The sequence below is a fragment of the Enterococcus sp. DIV2379 genome (assembly GCF_050542965.1).
GTDB lineage: Bacteria > Bacillota > Bacilli > Lactobacillales > Enterococcaceae > Enterococcus_D > Enterococcus_D entomosocium.
The window spans coordinates 1,569,756-1,593,917 of record NZ_CP172938.1 but is presented as its reverse complement, the minus strand read 5'-3'; the positions used below and the strand labels follow the sequence as shown (position 1 = coordinate 1,593,917).

The window sequence follows — 24,162 nt, the reverse complement described above, 5'->3', positions numbered from 1 at the left end:
CTATAGTATTGGGTATTTGTGATGATCTTGTGAGGGAAAGAACAATTATTTTTCAAAGAGTCAATTTCCTATTAATTCAGCGATTATGCTGTGATATACTTTAAAAAATATAAATTATTTTTAAGGATGTGAATAAAATTGCGAAAAATATTGATTGTCGATGATGACACTCATATGCGTGCCCTAGTGAAAACTTATGCGGAGATCGAAGGGTATCTATGTTTTGAAGCATCAGATGGAAAAGAAACTTTGGAAAAATTAACCAATCATTCATTCGATTTGATTCTCCTAGATGTCATGATGCCGGGAAAAGATGGCTTTCAGACGCTTTCGGAAATCAGAGGTAGCTGTAACACGCCAGTCATCATGATTACCGCTCGAAAGGAAGAGTATGACAAACTCTTTGGCTTCAATCTTGGTGCCGATGATTACATCGCCAAGCCATTTAGCCCTAAAGAGCTGATGGCTCGCATCAAAGCTGTGTTGAAACGAAGTAGTCAATTTCAGTTCGAAAAGATCGTTTATGGCGATCTCGAAGTCAATGTTTTTTCTCATACTGTAACGATCAAAGGGAATCCTCTGCCGCTTACGCCAAAAGAATTCGATCTGCTGGTCTATTTGACAAAAAATAATCATATTGCTTTGAGCCGAGAATCAATTTTAGAAGGTGTCTGGGGCTTCGATTATTTCGGTGATACCAGAACAGTGGATACACACATCAAGTCCTTGCGAGAGCGTCTAGGGGATTACCGAGAGTTGATCCAAACGGTTTGGGGCGTTGGGTATAAATTTGATTATGAAGACTAGTCGGTTAGGTTTTACTTACATCAAAAGTAAATTACTCGTGCGGCTTTGGTCCGCCAATATGCTGCTGGTCATCATTGGCATTGCTTTTTTATGGACTGTTCAAATTTTGCTCTTTGAACCAAATTATATCAATGTAACGAAAGAATCACTTTTAGAAACAGTTCAGGAAACAGCTGCCGCTGTTGAAGAAATGGCAGTAGATCCAGATGATTTACCAGAAGATCCATTGCTTTTCCTCAGTAAAACGATCGTTGGGACTCTTTTTTTAGTCGACGAGTATGGCGAAATTCTGGCGGCATTTAACAATGGACAACAATTAAACATAGATGGGTTGAGCAACGAATACAGCTGGTTGTTATCTCATGCACCCACTGTCCTTAACGGTGAGAGCCTTAGTGCTGTAGAAGACTTTGAAAAGTCTTCTGCCATTCTTATTGGCGTTCCTACGACTCTTTTCCAACGCCCAGCTGCCCTTTTGCTCTCCAATACGATCACTCAAATCGAAGCGCTTCAAAGCATGAATCGACAGCAACTCTTTCTATTCACCATCATATTAACAATTTTTGCATCAACGATCTCCTTTTTTTTAGCACAGCATTTTATTCGCCCGATCAAAACCATCAAAGAAGCCATCATCCGCTTAACCAACGGAGAGCTTTATTCCGTACCCAAACTAAACCGTGGCGATGAATTAGGTACACTTTCTGAATCTGTTGCGGACTTAAGTACAGAACTTCAGCGAGTAGACGTGTTGCGAAAAGAAGTGATTGCCAATGTTTCTCATGAACTACGATCCCCCCTCGCGTTGATCACGGGTTATGGGGAGATGGTACGTGATGTTTCTGGAAGTGACAAACGCCTTCGAAAAGAACATATGGAACTAATTATCAGCGAAGCCCACCGTATGAGTGCCATGGTTGATGACATCATGGATTTCTCTATCATGCAAGCAGGCTATACACAACTTAAAAATGAAATCTGGAATACATATGAGGTGGTTTCCTCCGTCGTTGCCTACGCAAGAGGGATTGCCAATCAATATGACATCACTGTCGATTTTGAAGCAGATAGTAAGAATGGAATTGCTCTTTTTGATCGCATCAAAATGGAACAGGTTTTGCGTAATTTAATAAACAATGGCATCAACCATACACCTAAAAACGAGCGTCTTTTGATCAAATTAACGAATACATCTACAAGAACAAAAGTTGCTGTCATCAATCCCGGAAAAGATATCCCTCCAGAACAACTCGAACTCATTTGGGAAAGATACCAACGCGTCCAACATCAAGCAGGACATAAAGAAGGAACCGGCATCGGCTTAGCGATCGTGAAAACCATTTTGACTTCTCACGCCTTCGATTATGGCGCTGAGTCGAAAAATGGCGTGACTTCTTTTTGGTTTGTTGTGCCGAGACTAGAAGACCAATGAGAACCACGTTTATACCGTTCATCATAAGTAATGAATGTCTTACTTTCTTTGCACAAAAAAAGCCTTGATTTCTCAAGACTTAATGATTTCTTGTATTTCAGCCATGGATTGGACGGTATGGTCGGCGGATACATCTTTTAAGATACCTTCTATATCATAAAATATCGTCTTGACACCTGCTCCTTGTCCTGCAAAAACATCCATCGTACGATCGCCGATCATGACGGTCTGATCTTTGTCTAAATGATATTTTTCGACAAGATAAATCAATGAAGTTGGATCAGGTTTACGGGGAAAGTTGTTTTCCGGTCCTACGATCTCAACGATCAGGTCTGCCATCTGTTCTTTTTCTAACAGCTCTTTTGTTGAAACGACATCGCGGTGGGTCAAAATGTAGTTCTTGCCACCAGCAGCAACCACGGCTTCTAATGTTTCTTTGGTTCCTACAAAGGAAAACGGCAAACGATCATCCAGCGCTTCATTTGCTTTGAATGCTTTAGTGAACTCTTGAAAATCTAAGTTGTATTTTTCAGCAACTTTTTTGGAAGATGAATCTTTCAATATATAATAAATCTCCGCTGGATCTGGATCGAAGCCATACTCCTTCAATGTCTTAATAAAAGCTTTTAACATGATTGGGTAGCTGTCGTAAAGTGTTCCATCAAAATCCCATATGTAAGATTGGTACATGATATCCCTCGTTTTCTCCCTTTTTCAAATGAATGAAACTTCCATTCATTTTCTGTAACTCTAAAAAGTTTACCACACTTTGTTTGGTTTGTCTTATTTATCAAGGGATTTCCTCCACAAGAAAAAACGCCATTGACCATACAATCCTTCCGCTTGCACAAACCTACATGCAAGCGAATGTATTGCAGAACAATGAACGTTCCTCCTTACGAAAAAATTACCAGCTACCAGAAACACCGCCACCGCTGCTGCTTCCTCCGCTAAAACCGCCAAAATCATTCGAAGAACTTTGTGTATCGGCAATGACTTGTTCTTGATGGGACACGTGATTATTCATCATCACAAAGAACAACGCCATATTCATCCCATGCGGGTCATACTCTTGGCGAGCATTATTTAAAACTGCTGCTCGATCAGAAGCATCAAATGAGGATAATTTGTTTGCTAAATCTGGGTGATTTTGATAAACCTGTTTCAAGTCAACTTGGAACAAGGCATCTGTTTTCACTTCCGCTATAACATTAGAAACTTCTTTCGGAATGGCTTGTACCATCTCAGGATAGGTCGCTTTTTCCGTCACAAGTTGCGCTAAATAACGCCCCTGCTCATTGCGTCTTCTGATCTCTTCTTTGGCTTGCTTAGCTATTTCTGCTCGATACGCATCTGCTAAAGGCAAATTCTCAGGTAACACCGCATCAGATAAATCATAGTCTGCCATCCGTTCAGACACTTCCCTGCCTAATTGGGCTTCATAGGTTTTTAAGGTGTCATGTTGTGTAAGGATCACCTGACCGAAATGTTTGACCGTGGTTTTTTTCTTCATCAGCAAGTTTGAAAAATAAGATCCAATTGCTGGATTCGTCAAGGCATGTTGGATAACTCGTTTATCCGCAGTCGACAATCCGGTGATCGAACTCAATTTCGCTGGCACGTAAGTACTCGTCACATACTGCGTAAATGCTTGTTGACAATCTTTTGCTGTCTGATACTGATGGTAACGCTGATAGTTCTTTCTATTGCTAGCCCATTTCAAGAAATCTTTCTGTTGGAAGTGACTATCTTCTAACAGATGTTTCGGCAACGGCAGGTGCTCTTCAAATCGCCGTTTGGTTTTAAGATGGCGAAAACTGATGAACCCGACAAGGCCTGCAGCTGCTGCCGCTACGACACCACTGACGATTTTTCCAATAGTGAACCACATTTGCTTAGTGGCTTCTGCTTCTTGTGCCTGTTTTTCTGCTAACATTTGATTGCCATCTTGATAAATCGTCCCTAATCCAATCGTTTCATCCGCTTCTTTCATTCGCTGATAGACTTCATTAGAAGCTGCCAATATCGCTGTATCATAATCTTCATCTCGTAATGCGTCTTTGGCATCTTCATCCACTAAATCATCTTCCGATAGCTCACTGAAGACATAAGATAGTCCATCGCCATAACCCAGACGAAATTCACGATCATCAATGGCAAAGAGAAACAATAGTCCATTATTGTCCTCTGGATTTCCTAAACCATATTCATTGAACAGTTCCAAATTACGCTCTTCAATCGATTGCCCATCTAAGGAAGGGATCGTGATCACAGCATATTCTGGCGCGCCAGTCAATGATTGGAACCCCTCTTTATTCAAGGCATCGATCTGTTCGATCGTCTCTTGTGAAAGGACCCCGGCATCATCGCGAACAAATGTCTGTCCAAAGGCAATTGATGGTTGAAGGACAAAAAATCCCATCAAACCAACAAAAACCAACATCCCAAGTTGGAAGATTTTCTTCATTTTACCACCCCTTTTTATCGTGTTATCTTTTATTGTATTCGATTCCAAACAAAAAAACATCCGCCTTAGGAATGAAAAAAATAGTAACAGGACCAAAAAACCTTTAAAAGACAGCATTCTGATTAGTCTTTTAAAGGTCACTTTATCATATTTTCTTACAAAATGAACACGAGCTAGTTTTTAAATGAATGGATCGGTGCGGGAATACGGCCGCCACGCAAAATGAAATCAGTAGACTTCGCAGGATTGGTTTTCATCACTGGCGCTGTCCCTAATAACCCACCAAACTCGATGCGATCGCCGATTTCTTTGCCTTTCGCTGGAATGATTCGGACAGCTGTCGTCTTGTGGTTGATGACACCGATCGCTGCTTCATCCGCGATCATTGCGGCGATCGTCTCAGCCGAAGTATCTCCCGGAATCGCAATCATATCTAAGCCGACAGAGCAGATCGCCGTCATGGCTTCAAGTTTTTCTAAATTCAATAAACCAGCTTCTACTGCTTTGATCATTCCTGCATCTTCAGAAACGGGGATAAAAGCACCCGACAGACCACCAACATGGTTGCAGGCCATTACGCCGCCTTTTTTGACTGCATCATTTAACAATGCCAAAGCAGCTGTCGTTCCGTGGGTACCGACAGATTCTAAGCCCATTTCTTCTAAAATCAATGCCACACTATCACCAACAGCAGGAGTTGGTGCCAGCGAAAGGTCGACGATCCCAAATGGAACGCCCAAGCGCTCTGAAGCCACGCGCCCGACCAATTGCCCCATTCGCGTGATCTTGAAAGCTGTTTTTTTAACTGTTTCCGCCACGACATCAAAGGACTCGCCTTTGACTTTTTCCAAGGCACGTTTGACGACACCAGGTCCGCTGACACCGACGTTGATTTCCACATCAGCTTCACCGACTCCATGAAAAGCCCCCGCCATAAAGGGATTGTCTTCCACAGCATTGGCAAAAACGACCAGCTTCGCACAGCCCATATCTGATGCTTCGGCAGTCTTCTTGACTGTTTCTCCCATCAGACGCACTGCATCCATGTTGATCCCAGCTTTCGTTGATCCAATATTGACCGACGAACAGACAAAATTGGTTTGTGCCAAGGCTTCTGGAATCGATTCGATCAATGCAAGGTCACCGCCTTGATAGCCTTTTTCTACTAGCGCACTATAGCCGCCGATGAAATTGACCCCGACTTCTTGCGCCGCTCGATCCAATGTCTTCGCAACTTTGATACAGTCTCGAGGTGTCGGCTGGCAAGCTGCTACTACGATCGCTACAGGCGTAACCGAAATCCGCTTGTTTATGATCGGAATACCATACTCACTTTCGATTTCTTCACCAACTTTGACGAGGTCTTTGGCTTTTGTCGTGATTTTTTGAAAAATTTTCTCACAGGTACGATCAATATCGGCGTCGATACAATCCAATAATGAAATCCCCATCGTGATCGTACGAATATCTAAGTTTTCTTCTTCCACCATGCGAATGGTTTCAAGTATTTGATTTGTCTCCATAGTGCCTCCTATAATTTATGCATGGTATCAAAAATCTCTTGATTTTGAATGCTGATTTTCACACCTAATGCCTGACCTATTTGGTGAAGCTCCTCACGAACACCGTCAAAATCCTGATTGGCATCCATGTTTAAAAGCATCATCATCGTGAAGTAATCTTCCATGATCGTTTGGGACACATCTAAAATATTGATTTCTAATTCTGCTAATTTCTGGCTGACACCAGCGATGATCCCAACCTTGTCTTTTCCAATAACGGTTAATACGGCTTTCATATTCTCCCGCCTTTCATTAAATTTTTCTTATTATAGCACAACAAAACCACATTTTCGATGTAACATCAAACGAAAATGTGGTTTATTCTTTAAATGTTCGTTATTACGCCCGTTCAATCAAGTTTGCTTGGCTATCAAACTCATAAATGATCGGCTGTGCGTTAGGAATATCGATCGTATCCATGTCATCTTTGGGCACGTCCTCCAAGTATTTGACTAACGCCCGCAAACTGTTCCCATGACCAGTAATGAGAATATTCTTATGATCTTTAAGTAACGGAACCACCTGATCTTGCCAAAATGGAACCACTCGGGCCACGACCATTCCCAGATTTTCTCCCTTAGGAATCAAGCGAGGATCCAAAGAATCGTAGCGTCGATCGAAATCATTTTCCTCCACATATAAAGGCGGTTCATCATATCCTCGACGCCATTTTTGCACCTGTTCTTTTCCATATTGTGCCACCATCACATCTTTATTGACCCCAACCAGTTGCCCATAATGACGCTCGTTTAAGCGCCATGTTTTGTGTACAGGGACCCAAAGCTGATTGCTAGCTTCCAAAACGGCATCACACGTGATGATCGTTCGTTGAAGCACAGATGCAAAGGCAAAATCAAAAGTAATCCCCATTGCTTTGATCTGTTCCCCTGCTACCCATGCTTGTTGCCGGCCTTTCTCGGTCAGCGAAACATCCAGCCATCCTGTCCAATAATTTTCGAAATTTGCTTCACTTTCTCCGTGTCGAATCAATACGACCTTCATCCTACCGCCTCCTCTTCACTTTTATTATCGCAAGAAATCAAAAAAATGTCTTATGTTTCGTTTTTTTTGGCTTCTTCTGAGACCATTTGCCATTTGTTCATTCAGTGTGGTCACATTTCTTTATTATCGGTTTTTTTCAAAGTGAAAGATCGAATATATATGTTTAGAAAAAAGACGCTGTGCCTTCTTCACATTGCTCTTGGTTGGATTGCAAAAAAATTGAATAAATGGTTTTACGCTCTACAACATTTTTTGACTTTTTTTCTCTGACTTATTGACTTCAACTGATGTTATGCTATTATAGTTTCTATCACTTATATGTATTTTTATACATTTATTAGTTATTATTTGCATTTTTAATAGATGCGCAGAAAAAGTTAAAGGGGCGTTTACATGAAAAGGTTTAGTAAGGGTACTGTTTTATTAGGGATCATCACAGCATTGCTGCCGTTTTTCTTTGTCGGACAAGCACATGCAGAAGAAACTGATCCAATCTATGAAAAAGTCAAAGAAAATGGTGTATTAGTCGTGGGTTTATCTGCCGATTATGCACCTTATGAATTCCGTGCCAATGTTGACGGAAAAAATGAAATCGTGGGAATCGATATTTCCATTGCCCAAAAGATTGCAGATGACTTAGGGGTCGATCTGAAAATCGAGGAACTTGGATTTGATGCGTTGTTAGGGGCGTTAAAAACAGGCAAAATTGATGTCGTCATCTCTGGGATGGCTGCTACGGATGAGCGCCGCAAAGAAGTCAATTTCACTGACACCTATATGGAAGTCCAACAAACTGTTCTGGTTCGAGCGGAAGACGCGGATCGTTTCCAATCGACAGCTGATTTTGATGGTGTGGCTGTCGGTGCACAACGACAAACCACCCAAGAAGAGCTGGCAAATACAGAATTGACTGGCGCGACCGTCACCTCTTTACAAAGGGTGCCTGATTTGATCACCAATCTAAAATCACGCAAGATCGATGCGATCGTGATGGAAGGTCCCGTTGCCGAAGCATATGTGACGGCGAATGATACATTGGCATTAGCCGAAAATGTCACGTTTGAAAACGGTGTGAAGGAGACCGCCATCGCCATCTCGAAAGAAGCGCCGGTTTTACTGGAAAAACTCAATTCCTCCATTGAAACCATTATTAGTAATGATCTTTTAAGCCAATACAAAGAAGATGCCTATCGATTGATGTTTACCGAAGATGGCACGATCGATGAAGAGCAAAGCTTTTGGGAAAAATATCTGCCTTTTTACATCACCGGAACTGGCTATACCATCTTCCTAGCCTTGGTTGGGGTATTATTCGGCTCTATCGGTGGCAGTTTGTTAGCCTTTATGAAGCTTTCTAAATCAAAAGCACTGAAAGTCATTGCCGCTGTCTATATTGAATATGTTCGAGGAACACCTTTGTTAGTACAAATATTTATTGTATACTTTGGAACAGGCGTGTTAGGCTTAGAGCTTTCGAAATTAGCTGCCGGCTGTATTGCCTTAGCACTAAACAGTGCCGCCTATGTGGCAGAAATCATTCGTGCCGGGATCAATGCCGTCAACAAAGGACAGCTGGAAGCCGCTCGTTCATTAGGAATGAATCAGATCCAAGCGATGCGCTTCATCATTTTCCCGCAAGCCATCAAAAACATCTTGCCTGCTCTAGGAAATGAATTTGTCACGGTCATTAAAGAGTCTTCGGTCGTATCGGTGATCGGTGTGTCTGAACTGATTTTCCAAACAGGCGTCGTTCAAGGGGCCAGCTTCAAACCGTTTTTACCATACGTTATCGTATCATTGATCTACTTTGTATTGACCTTCGCCCTCTCACGTCTCTTGGGTGTTGCTGAAAGGAGAATGAAAACTAGTGATTAAAGTTGAAAAATTAGTGAAAACATTTGGCGAGAATACCGTCTTAAAAGAAATCGATCTTGAAGTGACACCTGGTGAAGTCGTTGTGATCATCGGACCATCAGGAAGTGGAAAAAGTACTTTCTTACGCTGCTTGAACCTTCTTGAACAGCCGACCGGCGGGAAAATCACCTTCGAAGGCAATGATTTATTGGCAAAAGGGGTGAAAATCGATCAGATTCGTCAAAAAATGGGAATGGTTTTTCAAAGCTTCAATCTATTCCCTCATAAAACGGTGTTAGAAAATCTGACTATCAGCCCGATCAAAGTCAAACAGCAAGAGCAAGCCGCTGCCGAAGAGACAGCGAAAGGATTGCTGGAGCAAGTTGGCTTAGCTGAAAAAGCGGATAGTTACCCCTCTAGCCTTTCTGGCGGGCAGCAGCAACGGGTCGCTATTGCTAGAGCGTTGGCAATGGATCCTGATGTAATGCTCTTTGACGAACCAACCTCAGCATTGGACCCAGAAATGGTCGGAGAAGTGTTGACGGTCATGCAAGCTTTAGCAGAAAAAGGCATGACGATGGTGGTCGTTACCCACGAAATGGGCTTCGCTAAAGAAGTTGCCGATCGTGTCATCTTTATGGCTGACGGTATCATTCAAGAACAAGGAACACCCGAACAAATCTTTGAGCATCCGCAAAATGCGCGGACACAGGATTTTTTAAGCAAAGTTTTATAGAAATTGGAGATGACAAAATGAACCGTCCGTTGATTGCAGAACGTTTTTTACAACCAGAAGAAAATCTTTTAATGGAGATCGCCACTCTTGCGAAGAAAACCCCAAATTTGATTGATTTGTCGATTGGTGATCCTGATTTGATTACAGATGCGACGATCATTGAAGCAGCTTTTGCTGACGTCAAAGCGGGTCATACAAAATACACCGCTTCAGACGGCAGTGCTGATTTTATCCAAACTGTCGTTGATTTTTATCAAAAGCAATACCAGCTTACTTTTTCTCCTAGCCAAGTACGAGGAACTGTCGGTGCATTGCATGGCATGTACTTAGCTTTGGCTGCCATCATTGATCCTGGTGATGAAGTGATTATTCATGAACCATACTTTTCACCTTATAAACAACAAGTCGAACTAGTCGGTGGTGTGCCGGTCTTTATCCCGACCTTTGAAAAAGATGGCTTTCAAATCGATGTCGAGGTCTTAAAATCCGCCATTACTGAGAAAACTCGGGCGATCATCATCAATTCACCAAACAATCCTACTGGTGCTGTTTTTTCTCCAGAAACTTTTGAAAAAATCGCAGCAGTTGCCATTGACCATGACTTGCTGATCCTCTCGGATGAAGTCTATGAAGCCTTTTGCTTTGATGATACCTTTGTACCGATGGCAGCCTTCGCACCTGAGAACACCATCACATTCAGCAGTTTCTCAAAAGCCTTTGCCATGACTGGCTGGCGGATCGGCTACATGATCGCACCTGAATCGATCAATCTTACGGCAAAACTGATCAATGAGGCGATCGCCTATTCGGCACCAACCCCTTCACAACGGGCAGGTATTTACGCATTGAATCACTATGATACCCTCGTGCCGCAAGTGGTTGCTGTCTTTAAGGAACGACTGACTTACATTGAACAACGGGTTGCTGAGATCCCATTCCTTTCCTTATCCCCTGTCAAAGGAAGCATGTATGCCTTCATCAACATTGAACAAACAGGGTTGGACTCTGTCAGCTTTGTAGAGAAATTATTAAAGGAAACCAGTGTGCTGATGATCCCTGGGAAAGCCTTTGGAGAAACGACCGGCGATGGCTATGTTCGCTTAGCTGCCACCCAATCGTTGGACTTGTTAAAAGAAGCTTTCGACCGGATTGCCGCGTGCTCATTTGAATAAAGAAAATCCCACTCACTACTAGTGTGTGGGATTTTTATTGTTGATGGACACGACCAACATTTAGCAGCTGATTAGCTAAATCACAAGTTTCATGTAGAAAAAGGGACAGAAGAATCCGATTTGATTCTTCCATCCCATGACTATCTACTCGTTTTTACTTTTTTGCTTCTTCAAGCAGTTTTGCCATCGCTTCTTTTTGATAAGCTTCTGTCAATTCAGCGATTTTTGCTTTTTGGGCTGCCTCGTCCATAGTTGGATCAGCCATTAATGCAGCTTGCATTTTTTCTTGGACATACGCTTGTCCTTGTGTTTTCATGGTGTCCGCTTGTTCTTTCGCTAAAGAAGCCAGTTTTTTTGCTTGATCCACACTCAAGACTTCCCATGAATCTGGTAATGAGAACGTATTGGTACGGCTGACATATTGGCCATCGTTATCAGCGATTCCGAACAAGAAGCGTGATAGGTCACTTTTATAAACCCAGCGCGTCGTTTTTGTTTCTAATTGAGCTGAATCAGCCCCTGTTTCCACGACATTGGTCACTTTATCAGTACCGGTTTGTTTTGGTTCCTCTTGATCAGCATCCGTTTTATACAGGTAGATTTTTTCCGTACCATCTCCTAATGGCTGATACAATAGCAAATCAAAATTCTCGTTATCGGCACTAGAAACCAGTGCTGTTGTTTTAGCAGTCGTTTCTTTTTCCATTCCAAAATGGTAAGTCAAATTGGCCATCAATGCGACGACACTAGCTACGAAGACTAGACCTAAGACCAATGATAAACCTGTTTGCCGCTTATTTTTGGCAAAGACATTCAATACCGCAAATCCTAACACGCTAAGAACGATCAAAAGCAAGATCATTTGTCCGCACCTCCTTCAAGAACCGTCAATCGTGGTTCTTTTTTCTTTAAGGAGAAGGCGATCAAGAAACCTAAGAAACTAAACACCGCTGCCACATAAAAGGCGGCATGGTAGCCGGATAAAGTCGCTTCGATTGCTTGGTCTTTGTAGGCCAAAGGCGTTTTATCCAACAAAGAATCACTTGGCAAATTGCCTTTAGTCACGTTTGTTAAGACACTGATCAAGATAGCTGTACCAATCGAGCTGGCTACTTGACGGAAGGTATTGTTTACTGCGGTACCGTGACTGATCAAGTTTCCAGGCAAGGCATTCATTCCTGAAGTCGTTACTGGCATCATCACCATTGAGATCCCGAACATCCGAATCCCATAAAGAATAATGATATGCAAAATCGGTGTATCTTTTGTTAGGAAAGCAAATGGTAAGGTTGCGGCGGTCAAGATAAACATCCCGGTGATGGCTAAACGTTTTGCACCATACTTATCAAAGATCGCACCAGTAATCGGCATCATGATCCCCATGATCAGCGCACCTGGTAATAACATCAATCCTGAATGGAACGCTGATTCACCACGAATGTTTTGGATATACAATGGGAGAACCATTTCAGCACCGATCATCGCCATATTCGTGACCCCTGAAAGGATCGATGCCAAGGTAAAGGTCGTTGATTTGAACACGCGCAACTCTAAGAACGGATGCTCAATGTGCAATTGACGCCATGCAAAGAAAGCAATGAAAAAGACACCGGCTGCAAGAAAACCGATTACTTCAATACTGCCCCACCCTTTGTCACCGACGCTTGAAAAGCCATAGAGCAATGTACCAAAACCAAGCGTTGATAAAATCGCTGAGAACAGATCGATTTTCGGATGCGACAATTCAATCACACTCTTCATTAGAAAGAGCGCTAAGACTAAGACTAAAACGACGATCGGAATGACCATTCCGAACAAATAACGCCAGTCATAATGATCAATGATCCAACCAGATAACGTTGGGCCTAAGGCTGGTGCCAACCCGATAACGATTCCGGACATACCCATGGCTGAACCGCGTTTTTCTGGTGGGAAGATCGACAACATGATATTTTGCAAAAGCGGCATGGAGATCCCTACACCAGCAGCTTGCACTAAGCGGCCAATCAATAATGTAGAAAAGTTCGGTGCAGCAAAGCAAGCGATCGTTCCAGCCAGGAAGATGCTCATTGCGGTTAAGTAAAGATTTCTTGAGCTGAACTTGTTGATCAGCCATGCGGTGATCGGGATCATGATCCCATTGACCAGCAAGAAACCGGTGGTTAGCCATTGGACATCAGATGCAGAGATGTCAAAGGCATCCATCAAGGTTGGAAAAGCCGTTGTTAACAATGTCTGGTTCAAAACAGTACAAAACGTACCGATCAGCAAAACCATAACCAGTAAGGAACGATTGTAAGGTTTGCCGTAGATATCTAAAGGACGACTCGTTGACATATTTCACACTCTTTTCAGTATATTTTTCATAAAACCTTCTTTACTTTAAATCTTTCCCTAACATTTGTCAACCTACTTGACATAAAAGTAAAACAAGTTACAATGTTAACAAATACCTTTACAAGAATGGAGTCCGTATGTCTCATCTTTTTCGAAAACTCGTTGATAATGAAAACTTGTTGGTCGGCATCAGCGAACTTAGCCAAATGTGTGATATCTCCCCTCGCCAATTGCGTTATTGGGAACAAAAAGGATTTATTCAATCGGTCCCACAAGAAGAAAATGCCCCACGAAAATACCGACTGCCCACGGTCGCCAAAGTGGAAATGATCAAAACGTTTTTAGATGAAGGCTTTACGTTAGCCAAGGCTGTTGAAAAAGCAGACAAAAAAATCAAGACCGCCCATCATATTCGCAAAGTGTTTTCTGGGGTTTTACAGAATTTAGAAGTCATCAATGAACGGTTTACGATCATCAGTCTGGGACCAGTAGACGAAGACGGAAAAATCCTCCATATCATTCACGATGAAGAAACAGAACGATTGCAATACGAAGTGCTGTCTGCTAATCAAACGATCGATTTTGAGAAGTTCAAGCAATGCACGTCAAAACAAGCGGAATAAAGGATTCCCTATCCTCACCTCCTAATGAAGCAAGCACCCTTGATGACGGTGCTTGCTTCTTTTTTGGTGTTCGCTTTCCTTTTAAAGAAGGTGTCGTTTCATTTACAAGGAAAAAGCCTCATGATATAGTCGAAGGGAGAAACGAACCTTTACAAGAATGGGAAGTGTCATATACATGGAAAAAGAAGTTTTTATCCAACAAATCAAGGACGGAGTGATCGTTTCTTGTCAAGCATTGCCTGGAGAACCCCTATATACCGAAAACGGCGGTGTCATGCCCCTATTGGCAAAAGCAGCTCAAGAAGCTGGTGCTGTTGGCATCCGTGCCAATTCCGTTCGCGATATTCGCGAGATCCAAGCAGCTGTTGATTTGCCGATCATCGGAATCATCAAAAAAGACTATCCACCGGAAGAACCATTTATCACAGCAACCATCAAAGAGGTACACGAATTAGCAGCTTTACATATTGCGGTGATCGCCTTGGACTGCACCTTGCGCAAACGTCATGATGGCTTGACGATCAATGCCTTTATCAAGCAAATCAAAGCTCTTTACCCCCATCAACTACTCATGGCAGATATCGCCACCTATGAGGAAGGCATCAATGCCTTTGAAGCGGGTGTCGATTTTGTTGGTACAACTTTGTCCGGCTACACGGCGAATAGTCCTACCAATGACGAACCGGATTATCAGTTGATCCAGCAATTGGTTGCGGCGAAGGTTCCAGTAATAGCCGAAGGCAAGATCCACACCCCGGAACAAGCAAAAAAAATTCAGGATATGGGTGTGACCGGTATCGTGGTTGGTGGTGCCATCACCCGACCAAAAGAGATCGCCAGTCGATTCGTGCAAGAGCTTCGCAACTGAGTCGTTCATTTCCTAAAATAAGTCTTTCTATGCGCCTTGTGACAGAAGGCGCATTCTTTGTTGTCTTTTTGAGAAACGTTTATACTTAAAAGAGAACGAATGACAACAGAGAAAGCGAGTGAAGAAAATGACAAAAATCAATGCTGGTACAGCAATGATCAAGATTTTTGAAGCGTGGGGCATCGACCATATCTATGGAATCCCCGGTGGATCTTTCAACTCAACGATGGATGCTTTGTACCATGAACGGCAATCGGTCAAATATGTTCAAGTACGTCATGAAGAAGCGGGTGCGCTGGCAGCGGCGGCTGATGCCAAACTAACGGGAAAAGTCGGTGCGGTTTTCGGTTCTGCTGGTCCAGGTGCCACCCACTTGATCAATGGCTTATATGATGCCCAAATGGATAATGTGCCTGTCGTTGCCTTATTAGGACAAGTGGCTTCAAGTTCGATGAACTACAATGATTTTCAAGAAATGAATGAAAATCCGATGTTCGCAGATGTCAGTATTTACAATCGCACGGTCATGTCCCCTGAAAGTTTGCCCCACGTGGTGGATGAAGCCATTAAAGCCGCCTATAAATTTAAAGGCGTTGCTGTAGTAACGATCCCGGTCGATTACGGGTTTGCAGAAATCGACGAACAGGAGATTGCAACCGCCAAAAATCATAAGACGGGTGTTCTCCAGCCGGATGAAGACGATTTACGAGCTGCCCTTTCTTATTTTGAACAAGCAAAAAAACCTGTCCTTTATATCGGACAAGGTCTCTTTGGTCATTTTGATGCCATCGATGCTTTCTCGAAGCATTTCTCAATGCCTGTAGCGGCTTCTGTCTTAGCCAAAGGCATCGTGCCTGATCTTTATGAAAACTTTCTTGGATTTGCCGGACGGGTTGCGACAAAACCAGCCAATGAAGCTTTGGCAGAAGCTGATCTCATCGTTTTTGTCGGCAGTGACTTCCCTTTTGGACGCCGCTTTTTCAATCCTGATGCCAACTTTGTCCAAGTTGATATCGACGCCTCGAAATTTGGTCGTCGTCATCAGACGGATGTCTCCGTTTTAGGAGATGGTGCGACCGCTCTTAGAAAATGGACAGAGGTGGCAGCCCCTTGTCCTGCAGATGCCTGGATAAAAGCCAATCAAGAAAACGCTCGGAATTGGCATGCATGGCGCCATAGTTTTGACCATGATGCGCAAGAGCCTTTGCGTCCTGAACCTGTCTATCGAGAAATCAACCGTATCGCAGCTCCTGATGCCCTGTTTGTCACAGATGTTGGTAATGTGACGATCCACAGTATCCGTCATTTAGAAATGACGGGTGAACAGCGTTTCACAACGTCTGGCTGGTTTGCGACAATGGGCAATGGTGTACCTGGTGGGATCGCCACTCAATTGAGCTATCCGAATCGCCAAGTATTTACCTTTAGTGGGGATGGCGGTTTTGCGATGCAAATGCAAGACATCCTTACTCAAGTGAAATATGATTTGCCAATCATCAACGTGGTCTTTTCCAATGACTCATTCGGCTTCATCGAAGCGGAGCAAGAAGATACCGAGCAAACCAAGTTCGGTGTGCAACTAGCCGGTGCTGATTTTGGTAAAGTTGGGGAAGCATTAGGTGCGAAAGGCTTCACGGTAACGAAGGAAGAAGAATTAGCATCCGTCTTTACACAAGCTAAAGAAAGCCACGGCCCCGTCGTGATCGATGTCAAGATCGCTAACGAACGACCTCTTCCCGTCGAAGAATTGAAACTGGATCCTAAACGCTTCAGTGCTGAAGAAATCGCAACGTTTAAAGCAAAATACCAAGTCCATGATCTGCCAGCTTTGAGTGAGTTGTACGTGAATTCTGAGGAATAAAAAAAAGAGAGAAAGACAGCAACCCTGTCCTTTTCTCTTTTTTTAATCGCTCATTTCGTATTAATAATCCATCGCCTTACTTATTATAAATTTTCGGGCCTTTACGCATGTTTTTCCGATCATTTTTTGGGGATTCCATCTTTTTTGAACGTCCGCCGCCTTGTTTTTTCTTGATTAGTTCTAACATTTTTTCTTTTTGATCCATCGATTCCACCTCTATTTCTTAGCAATACGATCTGTCGGTTGAAAAGAAGTGTTCCTGACTTCTTTTATGTTTGCGAACAACTACTTTATTTCGATTGGGTTAGAAAACAAACGCTGCCTATTTACGTGTCTAGAGTCAGCAGTTCCTTTTGACATTTTTACTACCCTGATTTAATCTACTTTGATTTTGATTGTTTGTCAATGGCTCTTGAAAAAACCATGTGCTTTTGTTGCCTTCTCCCAAATAACAAACCACCATTTATTATATTATTTTATCATTTTATCTAATTAAATCGAATATTTTTATTATTTATTGGTATAATTATAATAGAATCTCTGTTCCTTTCTTTTGTTTCCTTCGTTCTTCTTCCGATTGTCTCCTAACTTTCGTCGCTCTCACAAATCACGCTATTTGAAAGGAGGTGGATATGTGCTGCACACTTATGCACCTGAGCAAATTTATTTGTATGTTTTGATTGGCTGTGCTATTTTAGCCTTTTTGCTGCTTCTGTTTGGGGATATCTTCGATTTCGACGGACCAGTCGATCCGATGTTAATTATTCCATGGTTTGCCTTTACAAGTCTCTTCGGTTACTTAGGAGAAACTTTTCTATCTGGCTATTCGCTCCTACTTTTCGTCATTAGCGGCTGCCTTGCTACAGGGCTCGTTTTTCTCTTGAATTTTTACGTGCTGATTCCCATGCGAAATGCGGAAGCGACACTGTCAAGTTCTGAGAAAGATTTTGAAGGTCGCATCGCAACGGTGCTGACGCCGATTCCTTGTGAAGGAATGGGCGAAATTCAACTCACAAGTGTCACTGGTTCAAGCAATCGACCAGCTACGGCTTTCCAACCAATCGATGAACCATTAGCAGCTGGATCGAAGGTTTTGATTATTGAAGTCAAAGAACGAGTTTGCTACGTCGTTCCTTACACAAAAAAATTTTTGGATAACTAAACTAAATCACTAAAGAGGTGTATCTATGGATATTCTATTATCACCAATCGTTTTCGCGATCGCCATCGTGGCATTCATTTTATTAATGCTTTTGATCGTCTTTGTCACGAAATATCAAACAGCCAAGCCCGATGAAGCATTGATCATCAGCGGAAGCTATCTAGGTAGCAAAAATGTACACGCCGATGAAAGCAACAACAAAATCAAAATCGTGCGTGGTGGCGGAGCCTTTGTTTTGCCAGTGTTTCAACGATCGAATCGAATCAGTTTGCTCTCCAGCAAGCTGGATGTCTCAACGCCGGAAGTCTACACTGAACAAGGGGTTCCCGTGATGTGTGACGGAACTTCCATTATTAAGATCGGCTCATCCGTGGAAGAAATTGCAACGGCAGCGGAACAATTTCTAGGAAAAACCCGTGAAGAATTAGAAAATGAAGCGCGGGAAGTGCTAGAAGGCCATTTGCGTTCGATCCTTGGTTCGATGACTGTGGAAGAAATTTATCAAAATCGCGACAAATTCAGCCAAAGTGTGCAAGAAGTAGCCTCTGTCGATCTAGCGAAAATGGGCTTGATCATTGTCTCCTTTACGATCAAAGAAGTACGAGACAAAAACGGCTATTTGGATTCTCTTGGAAAGCCTAGAATCGCCCAAGTCAAACGGGATGCTGAAATTGCGGAAGCTGAAGCACTGAAAGAAACCCGCATCAAAAAAGCCCAATCGGAACAAGAATCGCAAACAGCGGAATCAAAACGCATGACCGAAATCGCTGAAGCATTGAAGGAAAAAGAATTGAAGCTGGCGCTTTATAAGAAAGAACAAGACATCGCCAAAGCCGATGCCGATCAAGCCTATCATCTACAAAGTGCCATCATGAAACAAAAAGTCCGAGAACAAGAGATTGAAGTCGAAGTCGTTGAACGACAAAAACAAATCGAATTGGAAGAAAAAGAAATCTTGCGTCGTGAGAAGCAATTTGATTCAGAGATCAAGAAAAAAGCCGATGCGGATCGTTATGCGCTTGAACAAGAAGCGCTAGCCAAAAAAGCATCTGCCTTAGCTACCACTGAAGCCGAGCAATTTCGAACAGAGTCCTTGGCAAAAGCCGAAGCCGATAAGATTCGTTTGATCGGTTTGGCAGAAGCCGAAACCACTTTGGCGAAAGGAACGGCAGAAGCCGAAACGAAAGAAAAAGTCGCTGAAGCCTTCAAGAAATACGATGAAGCAGCCATTCTGAGCATGATCGTCGAGATCCTGCCACAATTAGTCAAAGAAGCAGCCGCACCATTAGGCAATATCGATAAAATTTCAGTCGTTGATACAGGATCAGGTGAAGGTGGCGGTGCCAATCGTGTCACCAATTACGCCACCAATCTCTTATCGACCACACAAGAAACGTTGAAAGAAACCCTCGGTCTTGATGTGAAATCGTTGATTGAAAACTTCGCCGGTTCCACTACGTGCGAGCCGCCTCAAGAATAAGAAAACTGCTGTTCGTCTTCATCGCTTTACAAGCGACAAGGCGAACAGCAGTTTTTTTCTTACTCATTGCTATTATGCTTACTCAGTAACCTCTTTGACATATTTTGCAGGTACACCAGCCACGATCGTGCGCTCAGCGACATCTTTGGTCACCACCGACCCAGCAGCAATGATCGCATGGTCACCGATGGTCACACCGGCAACGATCGTTGCATTTGAGCCAATCCAGACATTCTTCCCAATCGTAATGGGGGCTGGATAAAGCGTGCTACGATCTTCAGGGTGAAGGCCATGATTCAAGGTAGCTAGAACAACGTTATGCCCAATTAGGGTATCATCACCGATCGTTATCCCTCCTTGGTCTTGAAAATGACAACCCGCATTGATAAAGACATCTTTGCCAATGCTGATATTCTTGCCATAATCTGTATAAAAGGGTGGAAACAGCGAAAAAGTCGGCTCAACTGGTTTTCCTGTTAATTGGGCAAAAAGTTCTTGTAACTCATCAGACTCATGGTAGACTGTATTGATTTTCATCGTGATTTTTCTCGCCTTAGCACTCAGAGCTACCATTTGTTTGGAAGCTTGCGAACCGGCAAGTAAGGGTTCGCCACTTGCCATGAGTTTGTTTAATTGATCGATCGTCATGTGTTTTTCTCCTATTCATTTGTTATTCACGAGGATTTCTTAACGAAAAAATAACCTCTACGTCTTCCGCCCCAAGTACTTCTTTTAACCCCGTCGGATCTTCAATGACACCGATACGATTATAGCCACCATAAGAATTGGTAAAGGTCTGATAAAACAGCACCAACGTATGACTATTCCAGCTCATGATTTCTCCTTCGTGAATGATCTCCGGCCGTTCTGTAGTCATTTCTGGCAAATTCTCAGAAAAACGATAATATTTCTCGTTGTTGTTCAAATCACTCATTGTCACCGTAAAGGGCATTTGATTCATTAGGTGCTCAGACACCTCATTTTCATAAAACTTCGCTAGAAAATTCTGTTGACCAACCGTAATGACAACAGCTGTTGCTGCTGAAAACTGCTGGACATTCTCTTGGCTAGCTTCCGATGAAGTTTCGTTAGCGGATTGCATATTGGTTCTCTCTGTTTCGCTTGTCCCACAGGCACTTAATAAGAACAGCAAAATAGCGGATATCAATTTTATAAGCATCTCTTCGCTCCTTTCTGGTGATGATTCTATGTAGAAACGGGCAACTGAATGCGTATTTTCAAAAAAACACGACTGCTCAGCAGAGGCAGAGTGACCGAACAGTCGTGAAGATCGTTGTGGCTATTTAGTTCAAATGTTCTTGGAAGAATTGGGTCATTTGATCAAAAGGAATTACGTCTGTTTGATCATATAGATCAACGTGCGAAGCATTAGGAATGACCGTCAACTCTTTGTTATCGCCTTGTAATTGCTCAAAGGCGTCTTGACTGAAGTAAAGAGAGTGGGCTTCTTCTCCATGGAGTAATAAAACGGCGCTTTGGATCTCATCGATATACGACAAGAGCGGCATATTTAAGAACGACAGCGATGATGTCACGTTCCAACCGTCATTGGAATTTAACGAACGTTCATGATAGCCGCGTTCCGTTTTGTAGTAATCAAAATAATCTTGCATAAAGACCGGTGCATCCTCCGGTAGTGTATCTGGCACTCCACCTGCTCTTTCGTAGCTACCGTTAGCAAAATCAACTGTCCGCTGGGCGTTCAGCTGTTGGCGCAATTCATGACGTCCTTCAGCCCCCATCTCATCAAAATACCCCTGAGCATTGACTCTCGACATGTCATACATCGTGGCGGAAACCGTCGCTTTCACACGGGTATCAATGGCTGCGGCATTCAATGCCATCCCGCCCCAACCGCAAATTCCGATCAAGCCGATTCTTTCTTCATCTACATTTTCTTGGACTGACAAAAAATCGACTGCTGCCTGAAAGTCTTCTGTATTGATATCTGGTGATGCCACATAGCGTGGTTCCCCACCGCTTTCGCCTGTGTATGAAGGATCAAAAGCGATCGTAACAAAACCTCGTTCAGCCATCGTTTGGGCATATAGACCAGATGTCTGTTCTTTGACTGCCCCAAAGGGTCCGCTAACCGCGATTGCTGGAAGTGGTCCTTGCGCATCAATTGGTTCATAAAGATCAGCAACTAAAGTGATGCCGTAGCGATTTTCAAAAGTTACTTTTCGGTGATTCACCGTGTCACTTTCTGGGAAAACTTTGTCCCATTCATCTGTAAATGAAACATTTTCTGTCATCGTTTCTCCTCCTGAACTGGCTTGTGTTGCTTCGTTTGCCGCCTCGTTATTGCTGCTGCAAGCACCTAAAATAAGTGGTGCTAGCATCAATAGTGATACAAGTGCCTTTTTTTGCCAATTTTTTATTTCATTCGCCTTCTTTCATGGTCAATCATCCTGTACCTTAGGGCGACATATACAACTCCTTTTCTCTTTTGATCTTTTGTTTGTTACCAGCAACTCATAGATCAAAAGAGTGATTCTCGGATTAAATCTATTGTACTTCGCGGTCTTTTCCATGTAAAATATCAATATCAAATACCTAACTATTCATTATACGAATAGTAAGAGGAGCATTTTAAATGGAATTAAAAAATCTGACCACCTTTTTAGCAGTTGCAGAAAAAGAGACAATTTCGGCTGCCGCAAAACATCTGCATCTTTCTCAACCTTCCTTGTCCCGACAATTGATGGAGCTAGAAAAAGAATTAGGCGTGACGTTGTTCACCCGAGGCAATCGCAAAATCACACTAACAGAAGACGGACTGTTGTTTCGTAAACGGGCGGAAGAAATCGTAGAATTATTAGAAAAGACCCGCTCAGAATTTTTGTCGCCTCGAGATACGATCGCCGGCAATGTATCGATCGGAGCTGGAGAAACTTATGTGATTCAGTTGCTAGGAGCAATCATCAAAGAAATCCAAGCTGAATACCCTAACATCAAATTTCACTTTTATAGCGGCAACGCCGATGAGGTCAAAGAACGATTGGATAAAGGATTGTTGGATTTCGGTGTCGTAATCAGTCCAGCAGACGTCAAAAAGTACCATTCCTTACGCTTACCTGCCAAAGATACCTGGGGCGTGTTGATGCGAAAAGACAGTCCTCTAGCTGTCAACGAAGTCATTACCCCAAAAGATCTCTGGGACGTTCCCTTGATTACTTCGCGACAAAGTTTGGTCAGCAGTGAACTTTCTAAATGGTTGAAAAAAGACCTGAAAAAATTGACGGTCGTCGCCACATATAACCTAGTTTACAATGCATCAAAGCTGGTAGAAGAAGGTGTCGGTTACGGCTTGACTCTAGATAAATTAGTCAACTTCGCCCCAGATAGCCAATTGTGTTTTAGAAAATTGAGCCCAGCACTGGAATCAAACCTTGACGTCATTTGGAAAAACACTCAAGTTTTTTCAAAAGCTTCTGGACTTTTCTTGGAGCGGATGAAGGAACGCTTTACAGTAGAATGATTTCAAAAAAAAAAAGATTTATCTCAAAACAACTATGAGATAAATCTTTCTTTACGTTTTTTCTGATTCATTTTGGATGTGAACTCTTTAGACACCGCCATCCTCCAAGCTTAGCAAATTTCCTTCTGGATCGCGGAAATAAGCAATATGAAAAGCTTGGTCCCCTTCCCCCAAAACGGTTTTACTTACTTCAAACACTACACCAGCATTGTTCATTCTCGTATAATCTTCTTCAAAATCCGTAGTATGAAATGTTGCCGAAAGCGTATCAGATGAAATCCGATTCTCTGAAATCGGGTAGCCCTCCATTTGATCGATCACGGCATCCACTTGGAACATACCAAAAAAAGGCGCCTCCTCTTTCTTCGATGCAAAGCTTGTATAAGGACCTGACTCATCGCCATAAGTTGGTACCAAGCCGACTTTTTCCGTATAAAATTCATAACACTTCTGATAGTCTCCTTTGACTTGAACGCAAGCTGTGATTCGTTGAATGGTCAATTTGTCTTTTCTCCTTTTCGAATGTGTCTTTCATCTATTTAAAGTAATTAAAGCATATGTTAACCATAATAGCATATTTATCGAATAAAATTTATTGTATTGTGAATTCCCTTCGATAATCTAATCAAAATTAGCGTTGGTTTTCCCAATAGTTACTTATATTAAAAATCAATCAGATGAAATGTAATAAACTTAAAGTCTTCTGATTGACTTTTACTTTTCTAAACCTAAAAATGGGTAAACTATAACAAAGATTCCTTTTTGATAGATGCAATAAAATCAGACTATCCAAGTTAAATAAATCTTACTATTACTTTATTTATTTTTTTGAACACGATCAATTCGGTGATATCTTCAAAGAGTGATGGATTAGCGACATCAAAAATCACAGAAAAAAACTTCATTTTCGTGCCATTGGTCGGCGCCTTATGAATCCTTTCTTTTGTGTCATCACTGATTGGTAGAGACAATAACTGTGTTCGGACTTTCTCGCTAAAGTGAAAGGAGACTTTGAAGAAGCCCTCCCACATCGAGAGCCAAAAAATTGGTTTCACTTTATTCGTCCCACGAGTCGTTGTCCATTTGTATTCACCTTTGGACAACCACGCTTTTCCATCTTGGTAATAGCGCCAATCCATAAGAGAGATGCCCTCGTTTTCAAGCGTTTCGACAAAACGTTGATAAATGGCATATCCCTCACCCAGTGATTCCGCAATCAGTTGCTCTGTTGGTTTCACGTTTTTGTCTCGAAACAATTGCTCTTTGCCTTCCATCCTTTCGCTCAACTCCTTGCGCT

Annotated in this window: 24 protein-coding genes; 11 read left to right on the top strand and 13 right to left on the bottom strand. The window is 42.5% G+C overall.

Going from position 1 to position 24,162, the window contains the following annotated elements; all coding sequences use genetic code 11:
- Positions 1 to 138: 138 nt before the first annotated feature.
- Both IGI92_RS07350 and IGI92_RS07345 read left to right on the top strand, forming a co-directional pair.
- Positions 139 to 807 carry a response regulator transcription factor gene (locus IGI92_RS07350; protein ID WP_086372848.1) on the top strand — a complete coding sequence of 223 codons (669 nt, stop codon included), beginning with the start codon at positions 139 to 141 and terminating at the stop codon, positions 805 to 807.
- Positions 797 to 2,239: a HAMP domain-containing sensor histidine kinase gene (locus tag IGI92_RS07345; RefSeq protein ID WP_430608391.1), complete on the top strand. Its 1,443-nt coding sequence runs from the start codon at positions 797 to 799 to the stop codon at positions 2,237 to 2,239. Before IGI92_RS07350 ends, IGI92_RS07345 begins: the two co-directional genes overlap by 11 nt.
- A gap of 72 nt (positions 2,240 to 2,311) precedes the next feature.
- Here IGI92_RS07345 and IGI92_RS07340 read toward each other — a convergent pair whose 3' ends face one another.
- From IGI92_RS07340 to IGI92_RS07320, 5 genes are all read right to left on the bottom strand, one after another.
- Entirely contained in the window at positions 2,312 to 2,929 is a 618-nt protein-coding gene (locus tag IGI92_RS07340) for an HAD-IA family hydrolase (protein WP_400450261.1), read from the bottom strand.
- A 217-nt stretch (positions 2,930 to 3,146) separates the two neighbouring features.
- Positions 3,147 to 4,706 (bottom strand): TPM domain-containing protein, encoded by a 1,560-nt coding sequence (locus tag IGI92_RS07335; protein WP_430608390.1) that lies wholly within the window; start codon positions 4,704 to 4,706, stop codon positions 3,147 to 3,149.
- Positions 4,707 to 4,879: 173 nt separating this feature from the next.
- Entirely contained in the window at positions 4,880 to 6,229 is a 1,350-nt protein-coding gene (locus IGI92_RS07330; protein WP_086299497.1) for a PFL family protein, read from the bottom strand.
- An 8-nt stretch (positions 6,230 to 6,237) separates the two neighbouring features.
- Positions 6,238 to 6,504, bottom strand: a complete 267-nt coding sequence (locus IGI92_RS07325) for an ACT domain-containing protein (protein ID WP_005236306.1) — start codon at positions 6,502 to 6,504, stop codon at positions 6,238 to 6,240.
- A 103-nt stretch (positions 6,505 to 6,607) separates the two neighbouring features.
- Positions 6,608 to 7,270, bottom strand: coding sequence for a 2,3-bisphosphoglycerate-dependent phosphoglycerate mutase (locus IGI92_RS07320; protein ID WP_008381373.1), 663 nt, complete (start codon positions 7,268 to 7,270; stop codon positions 6,608 to 6,610).
- A gap of 393 nt (positions 7,271 to 7,663) precedes the next feature.
- Between IGI92_RS07320 and IGI92_RS07315 the strand changes: the two genes are divergently transcribed.
- The 3 genes from IGI92_RS07315 to IGI92_RS07305 are packed head-to-tail and all read left to right on the top strand — an operon-like array spanning position 7,664 to position 11,032.
- The gene (locus tag IGI92_RS07315) at positions 7,664 to 9,145 is read left to right on the top strand and encodes an ABC transporter permease subunit (RefSeq protein ID WP_005236308.1); all 1,482 of its coding nucleotides are present in this window, start codon (positions 7,664 to 7,666) and stop codon (positions 9,143 to 9,145) included.
- Complete coding sequence (locus IGI92_RS07310) at positions 9,138 to 9,860, top strand: amino acid ABC transporter ATP-binding protein (RefSeq protein ID WP_005230134.1); 723 nt, start codon at positions 9,138 to 9,140, stop codon at positions 9,858 to 9,860. Before IGI92_RS07315 ends, IGI92_RS07310 begins: the two co-directional genes overlap by 8 nt.
- Positions 9,861 to 9,877: 17 nt before the next feature.
- A complete protein-coding gene (locus IGI92_RS07305) occupies positions 9,878 to 11,032 on the top strand; it encodes a pyridoxal phosphate-dependent aminotransferase (protein WP_375819664.1) in 1,155 nt (384 codons plus the stop codon).
- 154 nt (positions 11,033 to 11,186) lie between these two features.
- On the opposite strand, the gene IGI92_RS07300 is transcribed toward IGI92_RS07305, so the two are convergent.
- Complete coding sequence (locus tag IGI92_RS07300; protein ID WP_008381376.1) at positions 11,187 to 11,894, bottom strand: DUF4811 domain-containing protein; 708 nt, start codon at positions 11,892 to 11,894, stop codon at positions 11,187 to 11,189.
- Entirely contained in the window at positions 11,891 to 13,369 is a 1,479-nt protein-coding gene (locus IGI92_RS07295; RefSeq protein WP_034872230.1) for an MDR family MFS transporter, read from the bottom strand. The genes IGI92_RS07300 and IGI92_RS07295 overlap by 4 nt, the downstream gene beginning before the upstream one ends.
- A gap of 137 nt (positions 13,370 to 13,506) precedes the next feature.
- Here IGI92_RS07295 and IGI92_RS07290 point away from each other — a divergent pair, with 137 nt between their 5' ends.
- The 3 genes from IGI92_RS07290 to spxB all read left to right on the top strand — a co-directional run bounded on the left by IGI92_RS07290 (position 13,507) and on the right by spxB (position 16,721).
- The gene (locus tag IGI92_RS07290; protein WP_430608387.1) at positions 13,507 to 13,992 is read left to right on the top strand and encodes a MerR family transcriptional regulator; all 486 of its coding nucleotides are present in this window, start codon (positions 13,507 to 13,509) and stop codon (positions 13,990 to 13,992) included.
- A gap of 175 nt (positions 13,993 to 14,167) precedes the next feature.
- Entirely contained in the window at positions 14,168 to 14,860 is a 693-nt protein-coding gene (locus IGI92_RS07285) for an N-acetylmannosamine-6-phosphate 2-epimerase (protein WP_430608385.1), read from the top strand.
- 127 nt (positions 14,861 to 14,987) lie between these two features.
- Complete coding sequence (gene spxB, locus IGI92_RS07280; protein WP_430608384.1) at positions 14,988 to 16,721, top strand: pyruvate oxidase; 1,734 nt, start codon at positions 14,988 to 14,990, stop codon at positions 16,719 to 16,721.
- Positions 16,722 to 16,797: 76 nt separating this feature from the next.
- On the opposite strand, the gene IGI92_RS07275 is transcribed toward spxB, so the two are convergent.
- The gene (locus tag IGI92_RS07275) at positions 16,798 to 16,926 is read right to left on the bottom strand and encodes a hypothetical protein (RefSeq protein ID WP_005236316.1); all 129 of its coding nucleotides are present in this window, start codon (positions 16,924 to 16,926) and stop codon (positions 16,798 to 16,800) included.
- Between the two features lie 411 nt (positions 16,927 to 17,337).
- On the opposite strand from IGI92_RS07275, the gene IGI92_RS07270 reads away from it, so the two are divergent.
- Both IGI92_RS07270 and IGI92_RS07265 read left to right on the top strand, forming a co-directional pair.
- Positions 17,338 to 17,883 carry an NfeD family protein gene (locus IGI92_RS07270; RefSeq protein ID WP_016613363.1) on the top strand — a complete coding sequence of 182 codons (546 nt, stop codon included), beginning with the start codon at positions 17,338 to 17,340 and terminating at the stop codon, positions 17,881 to 17,883.
- Between the two features lie 25 nt (positions 17,884 to 17,908).
- Positions 17,909 to 19,363, top strand: coding sequence for a flotillin family protein (locus IGI92_RS07265; RefSeq protein ID WP_430608382.1), 1,455 nt, complete (start codon positions 17,909 to 17,911; stop codon positions 19,361 to 19,363).
- A 78-nt stretch (positions 19,364 to 19,441) separates the two neighbouring features.
- Here IGI92_RS07265 and IGI92_RS07260 read toward each other — a convergent pair whose 3' ends face one another.
- The 3 genes from IGI92_RS07260 to IGI92_RS07250 all read right to left on the bottom strand — a co-directional run bounded on the left by IGI92_RS07260 (position 19,442) and on the right by IGI92_RS07250 (position 21,639).
- Entirely contained in the window at positions 19,442 to 20,011 is a 570-nt protein-coding gene (locus tag IGI92_RS07260; protein WP_005236324.1) for a sugar O-acetyltransferase, read from the bottom strand.
- Positions 20,012 to 20,033: 22 nt separating this feature from the next.
- The gene (locus tag IGI92_RS07255; RefSeq protein WP_016613361.1) at positions 20,034 to 20,543 is read right to left on the bottom strand and encodes a cyclophilin-like fold protein; all 510 of its coding nucleotides are present in this window, start codon (positions 20,541 to 20,543) and stop codon (positions 20,034 to 20,036) included.
- 124 nt (positions 20,544 to 20,667) lie between these two features.
- On the bottom strand, positions 20,668 to 21,639 hold the full coding sequence (locus IGI92_RS07250; RefSeq protein WP_217808621.1) for an alpha/beta hydrolase: 972 nt from the start codon (positions 21,637 to 21,639) through the stop codon (positions 20,668 to 20,670).
- A 341-nt stretch (positions 21,640 to 21,980) separates the two neighbouring features.
- On the opposite strand from IGI92_RS07250, the gene IGI92_RS07245 reads away from it, so the two are divergent.
- Positions 21,981 to 22,865, top strand: coding sequence for a LysR family transcriptional regulator (locus IGI92_RS07245; protein WP_429961848.1), 885 nt, complete (start codon positions 21,981 to 21,983; stop codon positions 22,863 to 22,865).
- Between the two features lie 87 nt (positions 22,866 to 22,952).
- On the opposite strand, the gene IGI92_RS07240 is transcribed toward IGI92_RS07245, so the two are convergent.
- Both IGI92_RS07240 and IGI92_RS07235 read right to left on the bottom strand, forming a co-directional pair.
- Positions 22,953 to 23,366, bottom strand: coding sequence for a VOC family protein (locus IGI92_RS07240; RefSeq protein ID WP_008381397.1), 414 nt, complete (start codon positions 23,364 to 23,366; stop codon positions 22,953 to 22,955).
- Between the two features lie 293 nt (positions 23,367 to 23,659).
- Entirely contained in the window at positions 23,660 to 24,139 is a 480-nt protein-coding gene (locus IGI92_RS07235; protein ID WP_430608380.1) for a DUF3788 family protein, read from the bottom strand.
- Positions 24,140 to 24,162 lie beyond the last annotated feature (23 nt).

Excerpts from the sequence above, each read along its gene's own strand:
- IGI92_RS07260 (WP_005236324.1), bottom strand. The coding sequence starts at position 20,011 with ATGACGATCGATCAATTAAACAAACTCATGGCAAGTGGCGAACCCTTA.
- IGI92_RS07300 (WP_008381376.1), bottom strand. The coding sequence starts at position 11,894 with ATGATCTTGCTTTTGATCGTTCTTAGCGTGTTAGGATTTGCGGTATTG.
- IGI92_RS07305 (WP_375819664.1), top strand. The coding sequence starts at position 9,878 with ATGAACCGTCCGTTGATTGCAGAACGTTTTTTACAACCAGAAGAAAAT.
- IGI92_RS07335 (WP_430608390.1), bottom strand. The coding sequence starts at position 4,706 with ATGAAGAAAATCTTCCAACTTGGGATGTTGGTTTTTGTTGGTTTGATG.
- IGI92_RS07315 (WP_005236308.1), top strand. The coding sequence starts at position 7,664 with ATGAAAAGGTTTAGTAAGGGTACTGTTTTATTAGGGATCATCACAGCA.
- IGI92_RS07320 (WP_008381373.1), bottom strand. The coding sequence starts at position 7,270 with ATGAAGGTCGTATTGATTCGACACGGAGAAAGTGAAGCAAATTTCGAA.
- IGI92_RS07275 (WP_005236316.1), bottom strand. The coding sequence starts at position 16,926 with ATGGATCAAAAAGAAAAAATGTTAGAACTAATCAAGAAAAAACAAGGC.
- IGI92_RS07290 (WP_430608387.1), top strand. The coding sequence starts at position 13,507 with ATGTCTCATCTTTTTCGAAAACTCGTTGATAATGAAAACTTGTTGGTC.
- IGI92_RS07330 (WP_086299497.1), bottom strand. The coding sequence starts at position 6,229 with ATGGAGACAAATCAAATACTTGAAACCATTCGCATGGTGGAAGAAGAA.
- IGI92_RS07340 (WP_400450261.1), bottom strand. The coding sequence starts at position 2,929 with ATGTACCAATCTTACATATGGGATTTTGATGGAACACTTTACGACAGC.
- IGI92_RS07295 (WP_034872230.1), bottom strand. The coding sequence starts at position 13,369 with ATGTCAACGAGTCGTCCTTTAGATATCTACGGCAAACCTTACAATCGT.
- IGI92_RS07245 (WP_429961848.1), top strand. The coding sequence starts at position 21,981 with ATGGAATTAAAAAATCTGACCACCTTTTTAGCAGTTGCAGAAAAAGAG.
- IGI92_RS07285 (WP_430608385.1), top strand. The coding sequence starts at position 14,168 with ATGGAAAAAGAAGTTTTTATCCAACAAATCAAGGACGGAGTGATCGTT.
- spxB (WP_430608384.1), top strand. The coding sequence starts at position 14,988 with ATGACAAAAATCAATGCTGGTACAGCAATGATCAAGATTTTTGAAGCG.
- IGI92_RS07345 (WP_430608391.1), top strand. The coding sequence starts at position 797 with ATGAAGACTAGTCGGTTAGGTTTTACTTACATCAAAAGTAAATTACTC.
- IGI92_RS07250 (WP_217808621.1), bottom strand. The coding sequence starts at position 21,639 with ATGACAGAAAATGTTTCATTTACAGATGAATGGGACAAAGTTTTCCCA.
- IGI92_RS07265 (WP_430608382.1), top strand. The coding sequence starts at position 17,909 with ATGGATATTCTATTATCACCAATCGTTTTCGCGATCGCCATCGTGGCA.
- IGI92_RS07255 (WP_016613361.1), bottom strand. The coding sequence starts at position 20,543 with ATGCTTATAAAATTGATATCCGCTATTTTGCTGTTCTTATTAAGTGCC.
- IGI92_RS07235 (WP_430608380.1), bottom strand. The coding sequence starts at position 24,139 with ATGGAAGGCAAAGAGCAATTGTTTCGAGACAAAAACGTGAAACCAACA.
- IGI92_RS07325 (WP_005236306.1), bottom strand. The coding sequence starts at position 6,504 with ATGAAAGCCGTATTAACCGTTATTGGAAAAGACAAGGTTGGGATCATC.